17 protein-coding genes are annotated in these 15859 nt (G+C 39.8%); 10 read left to right on the forward strand and 7 right to left on the reverse strand.

Annotated features, from left to right (window positions below):
- The first annotated feature begins 288 nt into the window (after positions 1–288).
- Complete coding sequence (locus tag AC27HL_RS16125; RefSeq protein WP_487082075.1) at positions 289–714, forward strand: MarR family winged helix-turn-helix transcriptional regulator; 426 nt, start codon at positions 289–291, stop codon at positions 712–714.
- A gap of 99 nt (positions 715–813) precedes the next feature.
- Complete coding sequence (locus AC27HL_RS16130) at positions 814–891, forward strand: hexameric tyrosine-coordinated heme protein (protein ID WP_487082115.1); 78 nt, start codon at positions 814–816, stop codon at positions 889–891.
- 131 nt (positions 892–1022) lie between these two features.
- Here the strand turns inward: AC27HL_RS16130 and AC27HL_RS16135 are convergent, their stop codons facing one another.
- Entirely contained in the window at positions 1023–1922 is a 900-nt protein-coding gene (locus AC27HL_RS16135; protein ID WP_487082076.1) for an endonuclease/exonuclease/phosphatase family protein, read from the reverse strand.
- A 207-nt stretch (positions 1923–2129) separates the two neighbouring features.
- Between AC27HL_RS16135 and AC27HL_RS16140 the strand changes: the two genes are divergently transcribed.
- From AC27HL_RS16140 to AC27HL_RS16170, 7 genes are all read left to right on the forward strand, one after another.
- Positions 2130–2411, forward strand: a complete 282-nt coding sequence (locus tag AC27HL_RS16140; RefSeq protein WP_487082077.1) for a hypothetical protein — start codon at positions 2130–2132, stop codon at positions 2409–2411.
- A 47-nt stretch (positions 2412–2458) separates the two neighbouring features.
- On the forward strand, positions 2459–2902 hold the full coding sequence (locus tag AC27HL_RS16145; protein WP_487082078.1) for a hypothetical protein: 444 nt from the start codon (positions 2459–2461) through the stop codon (positions 2900–2902).
- A gap of 88 nt (positions 2903–2990) precedes the next feature.
- Entirely contained in the window at positions 2991–3257 is a 267-nt protein-coding gene (locus AC27HL_RS16150; RefSeq protein ID WP_487082079.1) for a hypothetical protein, read from the forward strand.
- Between the two features lie 334 nt (positions 3258–3591).
- Positions 3592–4206 carry a TonB family protein gene (locus tag AC27HL_RS16155; RefSeq protein WP_487082080.1) on the forward strand — a complete coding sequence of 205 codons (615 nt, stop codon included), beginning with the start codon at positions 3592–3594 and terminating at the stop codon, positions 4204–4206.
- A 30-nt stretch (positions 4207–4236) separates the two neighbouring features.
- Positions 4237–4803, forward strand: coding sequence for a sigma-70 family RNA polymerase sigma factor (locus AC27HL_RS16160; protein ID WP_487082081.1), 567 nt, complete (start codon positions 4237–4239; stop codon positions 4801–4803).
- A complete protein-coding gene (locus AC27HL_RS16165) occupies positions 4800–5513 on the forward strand; it encodes a TonB family protein (RefSeq protein WP_487082082.1) in 714 nt (237 codons plus the stop codon). Before AC27HL_RS16160 ends, AC27HL_RS16165 begins: the two co-directional genes overlap by 4 nt.
- Positions 5514–5582: 69 nt before the next feature.
- The gene (locus AC27HL_RS16170; RefSeq protein ID WP_487082083.1) at positions 5583–6626 is read left to right on the forward strand and encodes a DUF4382 domain-containing protein; all 1044 of its coding nucleotides are present in this window, start codon (positions 5583–5585) and stop codon (positions 6624–6626) included.
- A gap of 64 nt (positions 6627–6690) precedes the next feature.
- Here AC27HL_RS16170 and AC27HL_RS16175 read toward each other — a convergent pair whose 3' ends face one another.
- The 6 genes from AC27HL_RS16175 to AC27HL_RS16200 form a co-directional block, all read right to left on the reverse strand.
- Positions 6691–7413: a hypothetical protein gene (locus AC27HL_RS16175; protein WP_487082084.1), complete on the reverse strand. Its 723-nt coding sequence runs from the start codon at positions 7411–7413 to the stop codon at positions 6691–6693.
- Positions 7410–8213, reverse strand: a complete 804-nt coding sequence (locus AC27HL_RS16180) for a PepSY domain-containing protein (protein WP_487082085.1) — start codon at positions 8211–8213, stop codon at positions 7410–7412. The genes AC27HL_RS16175 and AC27HL_RS16180 overlap by 4 nt, the downstream gene beginning before the upstream one ends.
- Complete coding sequence (locus tag AC27HL_RS16185) at positions 8186–11308, reverse strand: efflux RND transporter permease subunit (RefSeq protein WP_487082086.1); 3123 nt, start codon at positions 11306–11308, stop codon at positions 8186–8188. Before AC27HL_RS16185 ends, AC27HL_RS16180 begins: the two co-directional genes overlap by 28 nt.
- Before the next feature lie 21 nt (positions 11309–11329).
- Positions 11330–12892: an efflux RND transporter periplasmic adaptor subunit gene (locus AC27HL_RS16190; protein WP_487082087.1), complete on the reverse strand. Its 1563-nt coding sequence runs from the start codon at positions 12890–12892 to the stop codon at positions 11330–11332.
- A 4-nt stretch (positions 12893–12896) separates the two neighbouring features.
- Positions 12897–14363 carry a TolC family protein gene (locus AC27HL_RS16195; RefSeq protein ID WP_487082088.1) on the reverse strand — a complete coding sequence of 489 codons (1467 nt, stop codon included), beginning with the start codon at positions 14361–14363 and terminating at the stop codon, positions 12897–12899.
- A gap of 149 nt (positions 14364–14512) precedes the next feature.
- On the reverse strand, positions 14513–14884 hold the full coding sequence (locus AC27HL_RS16200) for a hypothetical protein (RefSeq protein WP_487082089.1): 372 nt from the start codon (positions 14882–14884) through the stop codon (positions 14513–14515).
- Between the two features lie 205 nt (positions 14885–15089).
- On the opposite strand from AC27HL_RS16200, the gene AC27HL_RS16205 reads away from it, so the two are divergent.
- Positions 15090–15512 (forward strand): hypothetical protein, encoded by a 423-nt coding sequence (locus tag AC27HL_RS16205; protein ID WP_487082090.1) that lies wholly within the window; start codon positions 15090–15092, stop codon positions 15510–15512.
- Positions 15513–15859 lie beyond the last annotated feature (347 nt).

Here is a 15859-nt window from a genome sequence, read left to right on the forward strand (position 1 = left end):
CCCAAGCCACTTGAAAATGCAGTTTCAGAGTTAAGCTAGGAAATCAGAGCAAGGCGCAGCACGCAGGTAATGGTTACTCCCTTACCAAGTACTGCAACGCTGAACTGGTTTTCTAGCTTAGCTCCCATAGGGCAAGGCGATAAAGGGTCATCTCCGGCGTTATTGATTTCGACAATGGAACAACCATTCCTTTCAATCAATGCCTTGGTGCTAACCCTTTTTCGGCTTGCTGAATCCTGTATTTTCAAGCGGTTTGGGTATTTATCTATTTTGAAGTAGGAGAGTTTTTTGTCTGTTGCTAAATTAAATGAACAACTATGCTTTGCGTTGTATTCAGCGTCGAATCATTTAACCAGTATTTATAGACCGTTATTAGAGCCACTAGGCTTAACGTATACACAGTTCATCGTGCTGATGGCGTTGTGGGAAAAGGATAATATTTCGATAAGTGAATTGGCGAAAAGAACGAAATTAAGTAAGGCAACAATGACACCATTGTTGAAACGTTTAGAGCAAAAAACACTTATTGAAAGGCAAATGTTAGTTGGTAATGAACGGCAAAAAAATATTGCCTTAACACCAAGTGGTAGAGAGCTTTCAAAGCAAAGTGCAAAAATTACTGAGCAGGCTTTTTGTATGAGTAAGCTATCAAAAGAGCAAGCCGAAACTGTGATTGAAATTTGTCATCAGCTTGTTAACCCTAGCAGTGAATAATTAGCACTCATTCTTTCTTATTTATATTAAATGAATGTGTACTAAGTGGCTGCTTTACAGGTTTTTAGACTGTAATTTAATAAAAATGAGGAATGAATCATGTCAGAACAATGGTTAACAAGTTTAATAACGAAAACACCACAAGAAGGCTACGAACTCGCCATTGAGTTATCGTAACTAATTTTTCAACCGTGTCAGTCGCTAATAACTATTGGCGGGACTAGTTTAAAATTTACTGTTTGTAAAAAACAAAAAGCCATTATTAGTGCCTAATAATGGCTTTTTTTATTTAAATTATGACGTTAAAACTACAGTGCTAGCTCTACTGAAATAGGGCAGTGATCACTTAATTTTTGACTTATCTCGCGAGTATATTTTGGCTCAAATACTACTTGGTCAAACGAATTTTCGACGTAGCGAGCTTTTGCTTTTGGGTCGAAAACGATATGGTCGATATAGTCTTTATAGTAGCCACCCCAACATTTTGATTCAGCGTTAATAGTAGGCGCCCAAAGAGATTCCGCACCGTCATCATCGATGGCTTGCCATAAACCTTGTATTTCACTGTGATTTAACGAAATATCGCGCACAAAACGACGGTTAAAGTCACCTAGTAAAATAAATGGGACACCTTCTTTAGCGCGGGCATCAACCCAAGCTTCTAATGGTATTGCTTGTTTTGCTAATTCTGCACAAGCCGTTTTCGCGTATTCTTCTTTTTCGTTGGTATTTGGCATTTTAGCAATGCTGGCTTGATCTAAGGCTTTATCGAAACAACCTGATTTCATATGCACAGCCAGTAATCTTAGCGATTTATCACCTTTGGTAAGTGTAACATCCATACCACGGCGAGCGAGACCTTGGTCAAGTTCAAGATACTCTATTCCTTTGGCTTTATAACCACTGCTCTTTCTTACCGCAACGCCAACGCGTTGTACCCAATCTTTGGTGGTAAAAAAGAATTCATAGTCGTCGCCTAAAACCTTTTTCGCCCACTTAGCACTTTCAACTTCTTGCAATGCAATAACATCCGCGTCTAATTGCTTAGCGTAGCGAGCCAGTTCTTGATAGTCAGCGTCGTTACGCTGGTTATATTCATGTGAGCCAAGCCAGGCAATATTCCAAGACGCTACTTTTAAGGTATTAGCAAAAGTTGTCGTGCTTAAAAAAGCGAGTGCGATTGTGCAAAGGGTAATTAATTTTTTCATTACATCATTCTAGATAATACGTTGGGCAACCAGTGTAACGATTGAAGTGTTAAATTCAAGTAAAGTCTTGTTGTAGGGCTGAACCTTATGAAACACCGCTCTGCTTATTATTGCTATTTCACGCTTTGAAATAAGTTAACTTGTTAAGTGAACTTTAGTAATATTTATAACAATTGATTAACAAAGTGAAAGTGTGGAATATATCTGATGGATTCGCTACTTTTTCCGAATGAGCCATTAACGGTATTTTTTGTCGCCTTATTGAGTTGGCCAGTATACAAATATTTAGCCAAGGTGTTCTTTGGTGAGCAGTATGAAAAGCTTGGGCAGGTTATTAAATATGTTGTTCAATGGGACTGGAATTCTGCTAAACAAGGCAAGTATTGGGAAGATTGGGATGCGTCAATAAAATTCAACGTGTTTTTAGCTATGTGTATTGGCTGGGTTGTTGTAATTTCGGAGCTTATATGTCGATATAAATTGGGTTAGGAAATCAAAGGCTAATAATGGTCGCATAACAATAAAATGGAAGAGTAATGAATAATTTTTTGAAAATAATGGTAGTTTTTTTGGTATTAACATTTACGACATCAGTGTTGGCTGCCACTCCGAGTGAAAGACTAGGCACATGTATGATTGATACTTTAAATGGCAAAGAAAGAAAAAACTTAGCCAAGTGGATATTCTTAGCTATTTCGGCTCACCCAGAAATTAACATTTATTCTAAGGCGACCGCTGAAAATATTGATGACAGTGATAAATTTGTTGGAAAGTTAATTACACGTATGCTGACGGTTGATTGTCCAAATGAACTAACGTTAGCAAATAAAAGTGATCCTTTAGCCATCAATAAAGCTTTTGAACTTGTTGGTAGAGTTGCTATGCAAGAGCTAATGTCGAACCAAGATACAATGCAAGCATTAACTAACTATGCAAAGTATACAGATCAAGAAAAAATAAATGCCTTATTGAGCAAGTAATACTTATCGTTAAATGATTAATACGGCTACTATTTACAGATATTCTAAAAGTAGCCTTTAATGTATTTTCAAAGTAGAGAATAGAGTAATGTCAATACTCAAACTGCCGATGTTTAGCGCCATAATCGGTGTAGTTATTGGCCTTATCGCATTTATTGTTAACTATAACTTTATAGATTTCACATTCCCCGGATATCAAATTGTTACTGCACCAGCGCGTTTTGCCTTAAGTTTTTTTAGTGAGGAAACGGCATTCTGGCCGAAAATGGTCATCTTTATCGTTGGACAATTCCTTGGATATTTTATTTTAGGTGACATACTTAGTAGGATAATTCTCGTGATAAAAAGTAAGTAAGCCATTGGCAATAAAGGTCTTCACTACATATTTGAATTTCATATAAAAAAATAAAATTAATTTAACCCCTTTTTTAATTCCCCATCGTTTTACTAATACCAGTTCTATTAAGTTTGTGGACTTGTTGTGCATAGGAAAAATAATTCAAGGCAAGGCGCTTGATTGAGCAATAGCAAGCTATTGGGATTGAGAGCAACGAAGCTTTGGTGTGTTTTAACCTGCACAAATGGGCAATAACTTAATTGAATTGGTATCGAAAGTTAGGAATTGGCCACTGACTTAGCGTGTGATCACACCTCTTTAAATCAAAACAATTGAACATTGAGGAACGACGATGAAAAAGATAATAATGATATTCTCTCTTGCCGGTGCAACTACCTTTGGCTTATTTGCTTTTATGGCATTTTTAGTAAATAGCGATCAAGTAGCTCCGGCAGAAGTGTTACCTGACGTTATAGTTGATGTTGCTCAACTTCCTGAAGAGCGTCCGCCTGAAATAAAGTCGCCTATTAAGCTAACACCGCCTCCAGCGCCAGAGCCCATGCCGAGAACACTTGTGCCCTCGACAGAAACCAGTGTTGATGGTGATTTTGATTATGGCAATCCAATAATAAAAGTTGCTAGTACGGGGCCAAGCTTAACTATGGGTGGTGGCAGTCGAGATAGTGACGCTAGGCCTGTTGTGCGCATTAACCCTAAGTATCCTGCTGCGGCAGCGCGTGATGGTATTGAAGGTTGGGTAAAACTTCGCTTTGATATCAATGAAATTGGTGGTGTAACTAACATAGAAGTGATTGACGCAGAGCCCAAGCGTGTATTTAATAAAGCCGCGAGACAAGCATTAAGAAAATGGAAGTATCGTGCGAAATCAGAAGATGGTAAAGCCATGGTACAACAAGGGTTAACCGTACAACTTGATTTCAACATGAATCAACAAAACTCAATATAATTTAAATGTCAGTGCAGTTAGGAAGAAAATTTGCAGTTACCGTCAATGATCAAAGGCTGGTATAACCCCAAAACTAGCCCAGAAAAGTTGCTGACAAACTATATATCAACTGGCAAAAACAAATACTTGTCTTTGCTGGTTGAGCAATTTAGTTTGTCGCTTTATCACTATTTATTGAGCCAATCGAATAAAGAGATGGCAGAAGACGTGGTACAAACAACTTGGTTAAAAGTTATGAAAACCAATAGTGTTAGCCAGCAGCAAGCCAATGTTAAAAGCTGGCTATTTACCATTGCCCGCAATACCTTAATTGATGAGTTTAGACGCCAACAAAAATGGCAAACGCAATTGTTGGATGAAAATAAAATGCTAACGGTAAATTTAGAAAAATCTCTGCAAGCCGCTGATAGACTAAGCCAGTTTAATGCTGCACTTGCTCAGCTACCATTTTTACAACGTGAAGCGTTTATTTTTCAGCAGGAAGGCTTTTCAGTAAATGAGATTGCGCAATTAACTAACGACAGTTTTGAAACCGTCAAAAGCCGACTACGTTACGCCCGTAATAACTTAAGCCATTTATTAGGAACACCATCATGAGCGTAGATAAATTTGATAAAGAACTCGCAAAGCTTTATCAACAACGCAAACAGCAAATTGAAGTACCTGTGGTTGATTTAGAAAAGGCGGTTACGCCAACAAAATCAAGCCGTTCACCTTGGCATATGTTAGCGCTATTGCTAACTGGGGGCGTAGCTTCATTTGGCGTTATGGCAATTATTACCTACTTTGCTGAACCGGCTGTGCATGGTGCAAAGCAACAATACAAACAACACTCAGTGCGTGTGGTTGAAATTACTGAAGTAAAACCTGAAGAGATAACTTTACCACCGCTACCAGCTACGCCGCCGTTACCGCCAAAACCGATAAGTAATGCACCTAAATCAACTAGTGACATACCAACCGCAACGCCTGACATTGCCAAACCAGAACTGGCGCTGAATAAGCCAACGGCTGATGGTGTTAACGTGCCAGCATTTAACCAACCTACAACTAGTATGGAACCAATTCATCGAGTGATGCCGGAATATCCAAAATCAGCTCTTTATTCACGTAAGTCTGGCAAGGTAAAACTACAATATCGTATTTCCTATTCAGGTAAGGTGATTGATGTAAGTGGGTTGAATAAACACAGCGACCGTGCACTTGAACTTTCAGCCAAAAAGGCCTTAAGCCAATGGCGTTACCCTGAAGCAGCAGGTGGTGAAAAATTCTTGGAAATTGAATTTGAGTTTAATTTAGAAGATTAAGAGCTGCACTAAGAAGATATAAAACGATTGCTATAATAGGAACAGAGCATTAACTAAAGAGTGTTATTTATGAATAAAGTTTTATCTATGGTAATGAACGTATCTATTATAACTGCATTAACAGCATGCGGAGGTAGTTCTAGTAATAATGCCGATGAACCTGTTCTGACGCCAGCACCAATGCCTCCAACAGAGGCAAAAGTATCATTTTCTGTTGCTGACGCACCACTTGACACTGTAACTTCTGTCAACGTGACTTTTGCTTCAATTACCTTAAAGTCGACGAATGATGATCAAGATGATGATTCGGGTGTTATTATTCCCATTACAGATAGCGACGGTAATGCTAGCACTATGACCATTGATTTAATGCAATATCAACATGGTGATGAGAAACTAATTATTGAAAACACTACCGTAGCTATTGGTGATTATAGTAACTTGATTTTGAATACTTCTGGCTGTCCGCAGAATCAGAATGGCAGCACTGAGTTTTGTTGGGTGATTGATCAAGATGGCAGAAAACCACTGAAAACTCCTAGCAATAAGCTAAAATTAGGTGAATTTAGTGTTACTAATGTTGCAGAACAAAGCTACACCATAGAATTTAACTTACGCTCTTCTTTAGTCAGTACCGCGAATGGTGCGTCATACAATCTCAAACCTCATGGCGTTAGAATTATTGATGCGATGACTGATAGCATGCTGTTTGGTAATATTGATGTAAACTTGCTAACAGCAGGCGAGGGCTGTGAAGGCGTTTTTCAGGCTGATACTGATCACGGCAAAGTGGTTTACCTTTATCAACATAACTTCGCTAATAATGAAACCATGGTCGATGAGTATGATGTTAATATTGCAAAAAACACGCTACCTGTTGATGCGGTAAAACCCATTGCATCAACCAATGTTAGTTTTGATAGTGAGCAAAATCGTTATTTTTATAATTTTGCTCATTTAATGGCTGGTGAATATACTGTTGCCTTTTCATGTAGTGCGATAGGTGACGACCCTGAAGAGTACGATAGTATTGTTATTGCAAATCCAGAGTCTCAAAGGCATACAGTAACACTTTTAGAGAATACGCAGTTTACACAACACTTTATCGAATGACCTTTAATGAAATACCCTGATAGCTCGAATTATGCTGAGTAACTCTATCTATCAGGGCATTAAATTATTTAGTAAATTTGTATCGACCACCTCGCACCATATGCACAGTCCAAATAAACCCTGAAAGCGTAAGCCACAAAGTAACAAAAGCAAACAGTATAATTTGAATGTTGTTAAAACTGCCTTCATCGCCGTAATCCATAAAATGCAGCATAAAGAAAAAATCAGCAAAGCGTTTATCGCTATTACTATGCCCAACTATGCGCCCTGAGCCTTGCTCTACATAAACGCTGGTTTCTAAATCATCATTGAAATTTATTTGCCAAGTTGGGTTTTTCTGTTTTGGGTAATCTGCAATATTAGATGTTAACAAGGTCGCTGAGGTTAAATCACCGGGACCGTTGTAACTGGCTTTTGCTATACGTGTTGCCAATTGCTCATCAACTTGGGTTAATGCACCTGTTAGTGCATTGACCAACAAATAACGATTAGCAAAGTGACGATACAAACCTTGTTCTTGTGTCAGCAAGTAATACGGTGTTGCTAACAGTTTTGTTTGTGTCAGTTCTACCGTATCGGGATAGGCTTTTAAGATTGATTCAACAGGCAGCAAATCTTTTTCAGCGACTATATGTTCAGAGGCGGTGGGTGCTTGACGATAAGCATTGCCGCGGGCTTTTTTATGATCAATCACATTGAACACTAAGCCACTAAATACCCAAATAAGTAGCTGCAAACCTATCAGTAAAGATGCCCATTTATGTATTTTCTTGGTCCAGAACATCATGATTCACCACCACTGTTTAACGGCTTATCTTGTGCAGTTAACGTTGCTTTTCTACTGCGCTTTTTATTATTGTTAAATGCAGGTTTTATCACTTTAAAGTAGGTTAATACCAAACCACTTAATGCCGCGAATTGTGCTAATAATGCGATGATAAATAAAAACCAATTACTGACATTGCCGCCGTCGTCATAATCCATCACGTGAAAGCGGAACATCCAGTCAAACAGCCGCCAGAATTCATGGCGCTTAGTGACCACTTTTCCGGTGCTGGCTGATATGTATAACGCAGGTGCAGCAAAGTTATCGAAATTCACTCGCCATGCTGGCAAGTGCCGTGAACTTAATTCAAAAGGAGGATTTTCAGTGATTAACTCGGCGTTAATGATTTCACCATCATCAGCATAAAAGTGCTCAGCCACGACAATAGCCGACTGTTCATCCATTGGTGACAATAACTTCCCATCGGAGGCATCAACCATAAAGGCCTGTTTATCAATGTTAAAACGATAAACCGCGCGATTAACTAGCATGCCAACACTTAAGTTTTCCGCTTTTGGATATTGCTGAAAAAGTTTTTGTGTTGAGTAGGTTAAATTCTCTGGCTTTATTTTAGTTTGATGATTAATGATCAGGCTGTCACCATGAATATAGTCGATATCGAAAAAAACCATATAAGCACCAGTAACCGACCAAATAACGAATTGCACACCAATAAATAACATCAGCCACTTATGTAATTTGTGGCTGATTTTAAAAAGTGTTTGTGGCTTTCTTAAAGTTTTAATTGTGACTTTCTCCATAGAAAATATACCGCAGGCAGCACAAGCAAAGTTAATAAAATTGCGCTAACCATGCCGCCAACCATAGGCGCAGCAATTCGACTCATTACTTCTGAGCCGGTTCCTGTGCCATATAGTATCGGCAACAATCCAATAATAACAGTGGCTACCGTCATCATAACCGGCCGAACACGCATGCCTGCGCCTTGAAGAATAGCATGAGTTAATTCCTTGATAGTAAAAGGACGTTTGTTCGTTTGATGTTGCTCAATACTTTCCTTAAAGGCTTGGTTTAAATACACCAACATAATAACGCCAATTTCCACTGCAACACCCGCAAGTGCGATAAAGCCAACGCCAACCGCGACAGAAAAATTAAAGCCTTCGAGATACATTAACCAAATACCGCCGATCATCGCTAACGGCAAAGTGGCAATAATAATGGCAACTTCAACAAAATTGCGAAAGTTCAAGTACAACAAAATAATGATAATGGCGAGCGTTAACGGCAGCACGTAGCTGAGTTTAGCTTTGGCACGCTCCATGTATTCATACTGACCTGCCCATGAAATGGAATAACCTGCAGGTAGTACTAGTTCTTCGGCGAGTTTTGCTTTTGCTTGTTCGACATACGTACCAACATCAATATTTTCGATATCGATTAAACTCCAGCCATTAATGCGGGCGTTTTCACTTTTAATACTTGGCGGGCCATCTTCAACATAAACGTCGGCAACGTCAGCGAGTGAAATACGTTGTCCTGCAGGCGTAACAATAGGCAGCAATTGTAATTGCTCAGGTGAGTCACGGTAGTCTTGCGGGTAACGTAAATTAACCGGATAACGTTCTAAACCTTCAACGGTTTGGGTGACGTTCATGCCACCAATTGCGGTAGCAACCACTTGTTGAACATCAGCAATATTTAAACCGTAACGCGCAGCTTTATTACGGTTAATATCAACTTTGATATAACGACCACCAGCGACACGTTCGGAATAAATCGATGCCGTGCCCGGTTGATCTTTAAGGATATTTTCAATATCTAGTCCGATACCTTGAATGACTTTTAAATCGCTGCCCGCTATTTTTATGCCGACAGGGGTTTTAATACCTGTTGCTAGCATATCGATGCGGGTTTTAATCGGCATGACCCAAGCATTAGTTAAACCGGGAAAGCGAACAATGGCATCCAATTCTTTGCGAATAGTATCTGTGGTGGTGCCTGCTCGCCATTGAGATTTCGGTTTAAATTGTATGAAGGTTTCAATCATGGTTAGCGGTGCGGGGTCGGTTGCGGTTTCAGCACGTCCCACTTTACCAAACACGGTTTTTACTTCTGGAATGGTGCGTATCAGTTTATCGGTTTGCTGTAAAATTTCTCGCGCTTTACCAATCGAAATGCCAGGGTAAGTGGTTGGCATATACATTAAGTCGCCTTCATCAAGGGGTGGAATAAATTCACTGCCAATTTTATCGAGTGGTGAAAAACCAATTAAGGTCACAATTAGTGCTGCGAATAAGGTACTTTTAGGAAAGCGTAAAACGGTTTTCAATAACGGCATATAAGCGGCTATTAACGCTCGGTTGACTGGATTTTTGCGCTCAGAAATAACCTTGCCGCGAATAAAGTAACCCATTAATACTGGCACTAAGGTAATGGCTAAACCTGCTGAGGCTGCCATGGCATAAGTTTTAGTGTAGGCAAGTGGGCTGAACATTCGGCCCTCTTGTGCTTCTAAAATAAACACCGGCATAAAACTTACCGTGATGATCAGCAAACTAAAAAATAATGCCGGGCCAACTTCAGAGGCCGATTTAGCGACAATTTGCCAGCGGTTCTGCTCAGTTAGTGGTGTTTTTTCCATATGCTTGTGCATATTTTCTATCATCACAATGGCACCATCGGTCATCGCACCAATGGCAATAGCAATACCACCCAGCGACATGATATTGGCGTTAATGCCTTGAAAATACATAATGATAAAAGAAACCAGAATGCCCAATGGCAAGCTAATTACCGCAACTATCGAAGAACGCACATGAAACAGGAACACTACGCAAACAATGGCCACTACCGCTAATTCTTCAATCAGCTTTGACCATAAGTTATCAACAGCGCGTTCAATAAGGCCTGAGCGATCATAAACTGTGACCACTTCTACACCGTCTGGTAAACCTTGTTGTAAGCTTTTTAACTTTTCTTTTACGCCAGCAATGGTTTGTTGGGCATTGGCACCAAAGCGCATCACCACTACGCCGCCTACGGTTTCACCTTCGCCATTAAGCTCGGCAATACCACGACGCATTTGCGGGCCCAAATTAATATCAGCAACGTCTTTTAGTTGCAGCGGTACGCCTTTGGCGTTCATACCAAGTGGAATAGCTTCTAGGTCTTCCACATTTTCAATATAGCCTGAGGCGGTAACCATATATTCAGCTTCAGCCATTTCCACTACGGAGGCGCCTACTTCTTGGTTGCCTTGTTTAATGGCGGTTTGAATTAAGCTCAGTGGAATGCCATACGCGCGCAATTTATCTGGATTTACCGATATTTGGTACTGCTTAACCATACCGCCAATGGCAGCGACTTCAGAAACACCAGCAACAGTTTGTAATTCATACTTTAAAAACCAGTCTTGAATGGAGCGCAGTTGGCTGATGTCATGTTGGCCGGTTTTATCGACCAAGGCATAAAGATAGACCCAGCCGACACCCGTTGCATCAGGCCCTAACTGTGGTTTGGCACTGCTAGGTAAGTTGGCGGCAACTTGTGATAAATACTCTAAAACTCGACTACGTGCCCAATATAAATCGGTGTCGTCATCAAATATTACGTAAACATAAGAATCACCGAAAAAAGAGTAGCCACGGACAGTGCGAGCGCCGGGTACCGATAACATTGCCGTGGTTAATGGGTAAGTCACTTGGTCTTCCACTACTTGTGGTGCTTGCCCGGGGTAACTGGTTTTGATGATCACTTGCACGTCTGACAAGTCAGGTATCGCGTCAATCGGGGTATTTTTAAAGGCAAAAATACCTGCACCAACAATGATTAAGGTGACAAGTAAGACAAAAAATCGATTGAACACCGACCAATGAATAATACGTTCTATCATAATAATTTCCTTGGTCTGGGCTTAATGATTATGGTCGTTATCAGCACTAGAGGTAGCTGTATCGTGCAAGGTAATAACGGTAAATTCGCCATTTTCTACGGCAAAAGTGAAGTTAATTTCCATACCTTGGTTAAGCTCGGTAAGGGCAATATTATTCGCGATGTAAAAATCTAATGTCGCAGCAGGGCGTTGCCATTTTTCTATGGGTCCTCGACTGATGTTGGCGATTCTGGCGTCAACATCAATACTGTTTATGGTGCCAACAACTTGTGCATGGGCAACTGGCTGGGCAGTATTTTCCATATCCATATCCATATCCATATCCATATCCATATCCATAGCTGACATGCGCTTGAAGTCGGAGGTTTTACTCGATTCTGAGTCTAATAAAAACTGTGCAGAGGTGACGATAGTATCGTCTGCCGATAAGCCTGAAAGGATTTCTATTTGCTTGCCATCACTGCGCCCAACATCTACGGCGATTGATTTAAACTGACCTTCTCCCATTGCTAATACCACACGGTCTTGCGTGCCGGTGCGAATTAACGCTTCTTTCGGGATCACTATGGTTTCTGCGCTAGGTTTTCCGTCAATAATCACCTGTGCGAACATGTTTGGTTTTAACGCTAGATCGTGATTATTAAATCGTAAGCGTACTTTCATGGTACGGGTTTGGCTGTCTAATGTTGGGTAAATATAATCTACTTTGCCTTGCCATGTTTTACCAGGCAGAAAGTCTAGTGTCATTTCAACATTGTCATCAACAAACACAAAACCGGCTTGGCGCTCTAATACTTCGGCTTCAACCCAAACTTCAGTAAGGTCGCCAATAGAAAACAACATAGTGCCAGGTTGTACATAAAAGCCTTCACGTACCGATAAGTTTTCGACCACGCCTGATTGCGGTGCATAGAAAGTCACTTGCTGTTGTACCTTACGGCTTTGTTGTAGTTCAGCAATTGCGCGATCAGGAATATTCAGTGCTAATAAACGGTTTCTTGCGGCATTAATTAAGCGGGTATTCTTACGTGAAAGTGCCAGTACAAACTCTTCTTGGGCATTGACCAATTCAGGAGAATATAACGAATAAATTGCCTGACCTTTTTTAACTGTATCACCAACGGCGTTAACATTGAGTGTTTCTATCCAGCCTTTTACGCGTGGATGAATATGTACTAATTTGTCTTGGTTATAGTTAACGTAACCGACAGTTTTTATTTGCGTTTGTAAACTTGAGTTTTTGACTTTTTCAGTACGAACGCCAATGTTATTGACGATACTTGGGTTGATGGTAACTGTGCCAACTTCATCATTTGCGTTATTATTTTTATAGACGGGCACTAGCTCCATACCCATAGGAGAAAGGCCAGGTTTATCACGGCGAAAGTTTGCGTCCATCGGTGCAACCCAATACATAGGCTTGGCTTCATCATTCGATGTCGAGTTCATTTCAGTTGAGTGTGTTTCTGCTGGGTAATTGGCAAAAAAATTAAAACTTAACCAGCCACCAAATAAAATGCTTGGAATGGCGATAATAGCTCCGCGAACCATGCTTTTGAGAAGTGTTTTTTTATCTGTTGTCATTATGCTATTCCTGTAATTGCTTGGCTAATGTTGCGGGCGTGAAGGTTGCTATTTGATTAGCTTGGCTAAAAACATAGTTAAGTTCTAAATGTAATTTTTGCTGTTCAACGGTAATGCTTAGGTGATCAATGGTGGCGTCTAATTCGTCAATGCGAGCGCGAACAATTTCACCAAAATCGCCACTGTCGTTGGTGTAAGCGTTTAAGGCAATTTCTGCCTGTTGATGAAATTGCGGCAGGAGTTTTTTCTCAAATAATGCCTGACGTTGATTAAGTTGTAATAAGCGACCTTTTGCAGAAGAAAAAGCGCCGAGCAATTGTCGTAGCAATAATTGCTTTTCAGTTTTAACCGCTTCAGTTTTTGATACCGCCGCTTTGTGTTGTTGGTCTTGTTTATTTTCGGTAAATAGCGGCACATCAAAGGTGATACCGATTGAAAATAAGTCAGCGCGGCTACTATTGGTGGCGTCGTCACCACGATAGCCATAACTGGCGTTGATGCCCCATTCAGGTTGATATTTTTGTTTTGCTAGCGCTTTGCCTAAGGCAACCGATTTTATTTTATTGTCTATGGCGACAACCGCAGGGTGGTTGCTGAAATAGCTGACGAGTTCGGCATTGGAATAGTGACGCTTTGCCATAATTAACGCTTTATTTTGTAAGTCGATTTGAGGTAATGGGCTCGTCAATTCGACAGCAAAATTATTAGCGAAGTGATCGTTATCGTTTTGCTCTGTTGCCATCAACCATTGGTTTAACTGGCCAATGTAGGCATTTTTCTGTTGCTCGAATTGTACTAGTTTATCGTCGATACGACTTAGCTCTAATTCTGCGCGAATAATATCTTGCTGCTGTGCTTGACCAATCGTGGAAGAATAGCGCGCTTCTGCAACATCAATTAACTGGGTAAATAAGCCTTTATTTTCTTTAATCAAGGCAATGCTTTGCTGCATTTTATAAGCGTTAAGCCAGAGTGTACCAACGGTTACCGCGACTTTTGACTCTCTATCTTGGCGCAAGTAAGGGTATTGCTTACTTTCGGTGCTTAACTGCTTTTTGCGCAGGGCTAAGGTATCACCACGTGGGAACATTTGACTGACACCGAGTTTGAATTGAGTCATTGGCTCTTGGTTAAAGTGCAAGGAATCGGCAGCTATGTTTGCCATGCCGATAGACACTTTCGGATCGGCCATGGTGTTCGCGGCGATACTCAATGATTCCAAGGCTAGTTGTTGATGACGATTACCGGTAAGCCAAGGGTCATTCGCTTGTGCTTGCTTAATGGCTTTTGCCAAACTTAGCGTGTTCAGGTTGTTATTGGCTGACGTATTGGCGGCAAGGCTTTGGCTAGAAATGATTGATACTGTCATCAAAAATAATAGTGCAAAAGTCTTTATCGCTTTGGATGATTTATATTTAGCACTATGACTAAATGATTGGCGTAGCGGTAAAAATATAGGTAATGCTAGCATGGTTGTTCTACTTAAAAAATTCTATTTAAAGCTGTGTTTAGTTTCGTTTTTATCGCCATTAAAATGAGTAAAGAGGGCAGATAATTGAAATTAAACGTTAAATATTTTGTGGACGCTGGCCTAAATTTAGGCGCACTGATCCTAGGGTGTTATGAAATGGGAGGTTTGAATAAGTAATTTAGAAATTGCGTTTGTGGTAAGGCAACTTCTTGGTTGCTACTGTCGGAATATAGCGGTGTAATAGCAAGTGTAGTTAAACTATTAGTATAAGAATTAGGATTACAACTTGCGGTAGCGCAATCACAATTTTCTTGGCAACAATCAGCGGTCATACTGGTTGTAGTACTGGCATCCATTGACATGTCCATGGAGTGTTCTGCTGAATCCATACTGTGTGACATTGGCATATCAGACATATTTATCATATCGCAAGACATCATCATGCTGGCAGATGATTGGCCAATAAGGCTAAACATTACCATGACAATTAGAATAAACTGCTTGCTGAAAAATAACTTCACAATAAATTTAAAATTCCGATTCAGTAGAACTAAGTTAAACGTTAACGCTCGTTAGCTTAAAGATTCAACCCCAAATTGCAAGCTTTACCTGCAGAAATCAAGATTGAAGTAAGGTTAACAAGGCTTTACCATGTTCAGTATAAACCATTTTCTTCTTTGAAAGAAAATTTAACCTATCAATACTACTCGTAAGGCTTTAGCATCGATGGATATTATGACCGAGCAATTACCTATTTCTATTCACGTTAGTGATAGCTTAGTTGCGAAAATTGGTAATATCGCGGCAGTGAGCAATAAATTAGAAGCGCAGTTAAACTTTCATACCATGACCGCGAACTGGTACGGTGATGAAGAAAATATATTGCTGATCAACTTTAACCTTGCCTGTAGTGATGAATTTGATTGCAGTAGTGAGAGCGTCGAAAATGCGATTAAAAAAGACGTGTTAGCTGATGATGTTTATATACTATCTTCAGAAAATAAATTATTGGATTGTTATGTGGCAATAACAGCGTCGGAATTATCGCTTTTACAGCAAACACCAAAACTATTGTCAGGCTATTTAGGTAAAAAACTGACCAAAGTATTAAATTTAATTGCTCAGCAGCAAGGTTTTGACGAAATTTAACAGATTTTAATTTACTTATAAGCCTTTAAAATTGGCGTGTTAGAAGCTTTTTTGAATTTTATTTAAAAATTATTTTAAATAAAATTGAACTAACAACTACGAAGATCGTCTTACTTAGCAAGAGATTCTCCCTCGGTTTTTGTTTTATTAAATTGCATTTTATTTATGTTATACGCTCCTCAATTGAGGGGCGTTTTTTTTGCCAGTAAAATGCGGCTATTTTCTGGCGAAATCTTTTTTGTTTTTTTTCACAACTAATTTGAACTTATCGTAAATTCAAGGCTCTGAGTTAATAAGAGATTCTCCCCTCGGTTTTGTTTTTACAGTTTTATGTTTTGTTTTATATT

Source organism: Colwellia aquaemaris (assembly GCF_057548755.1).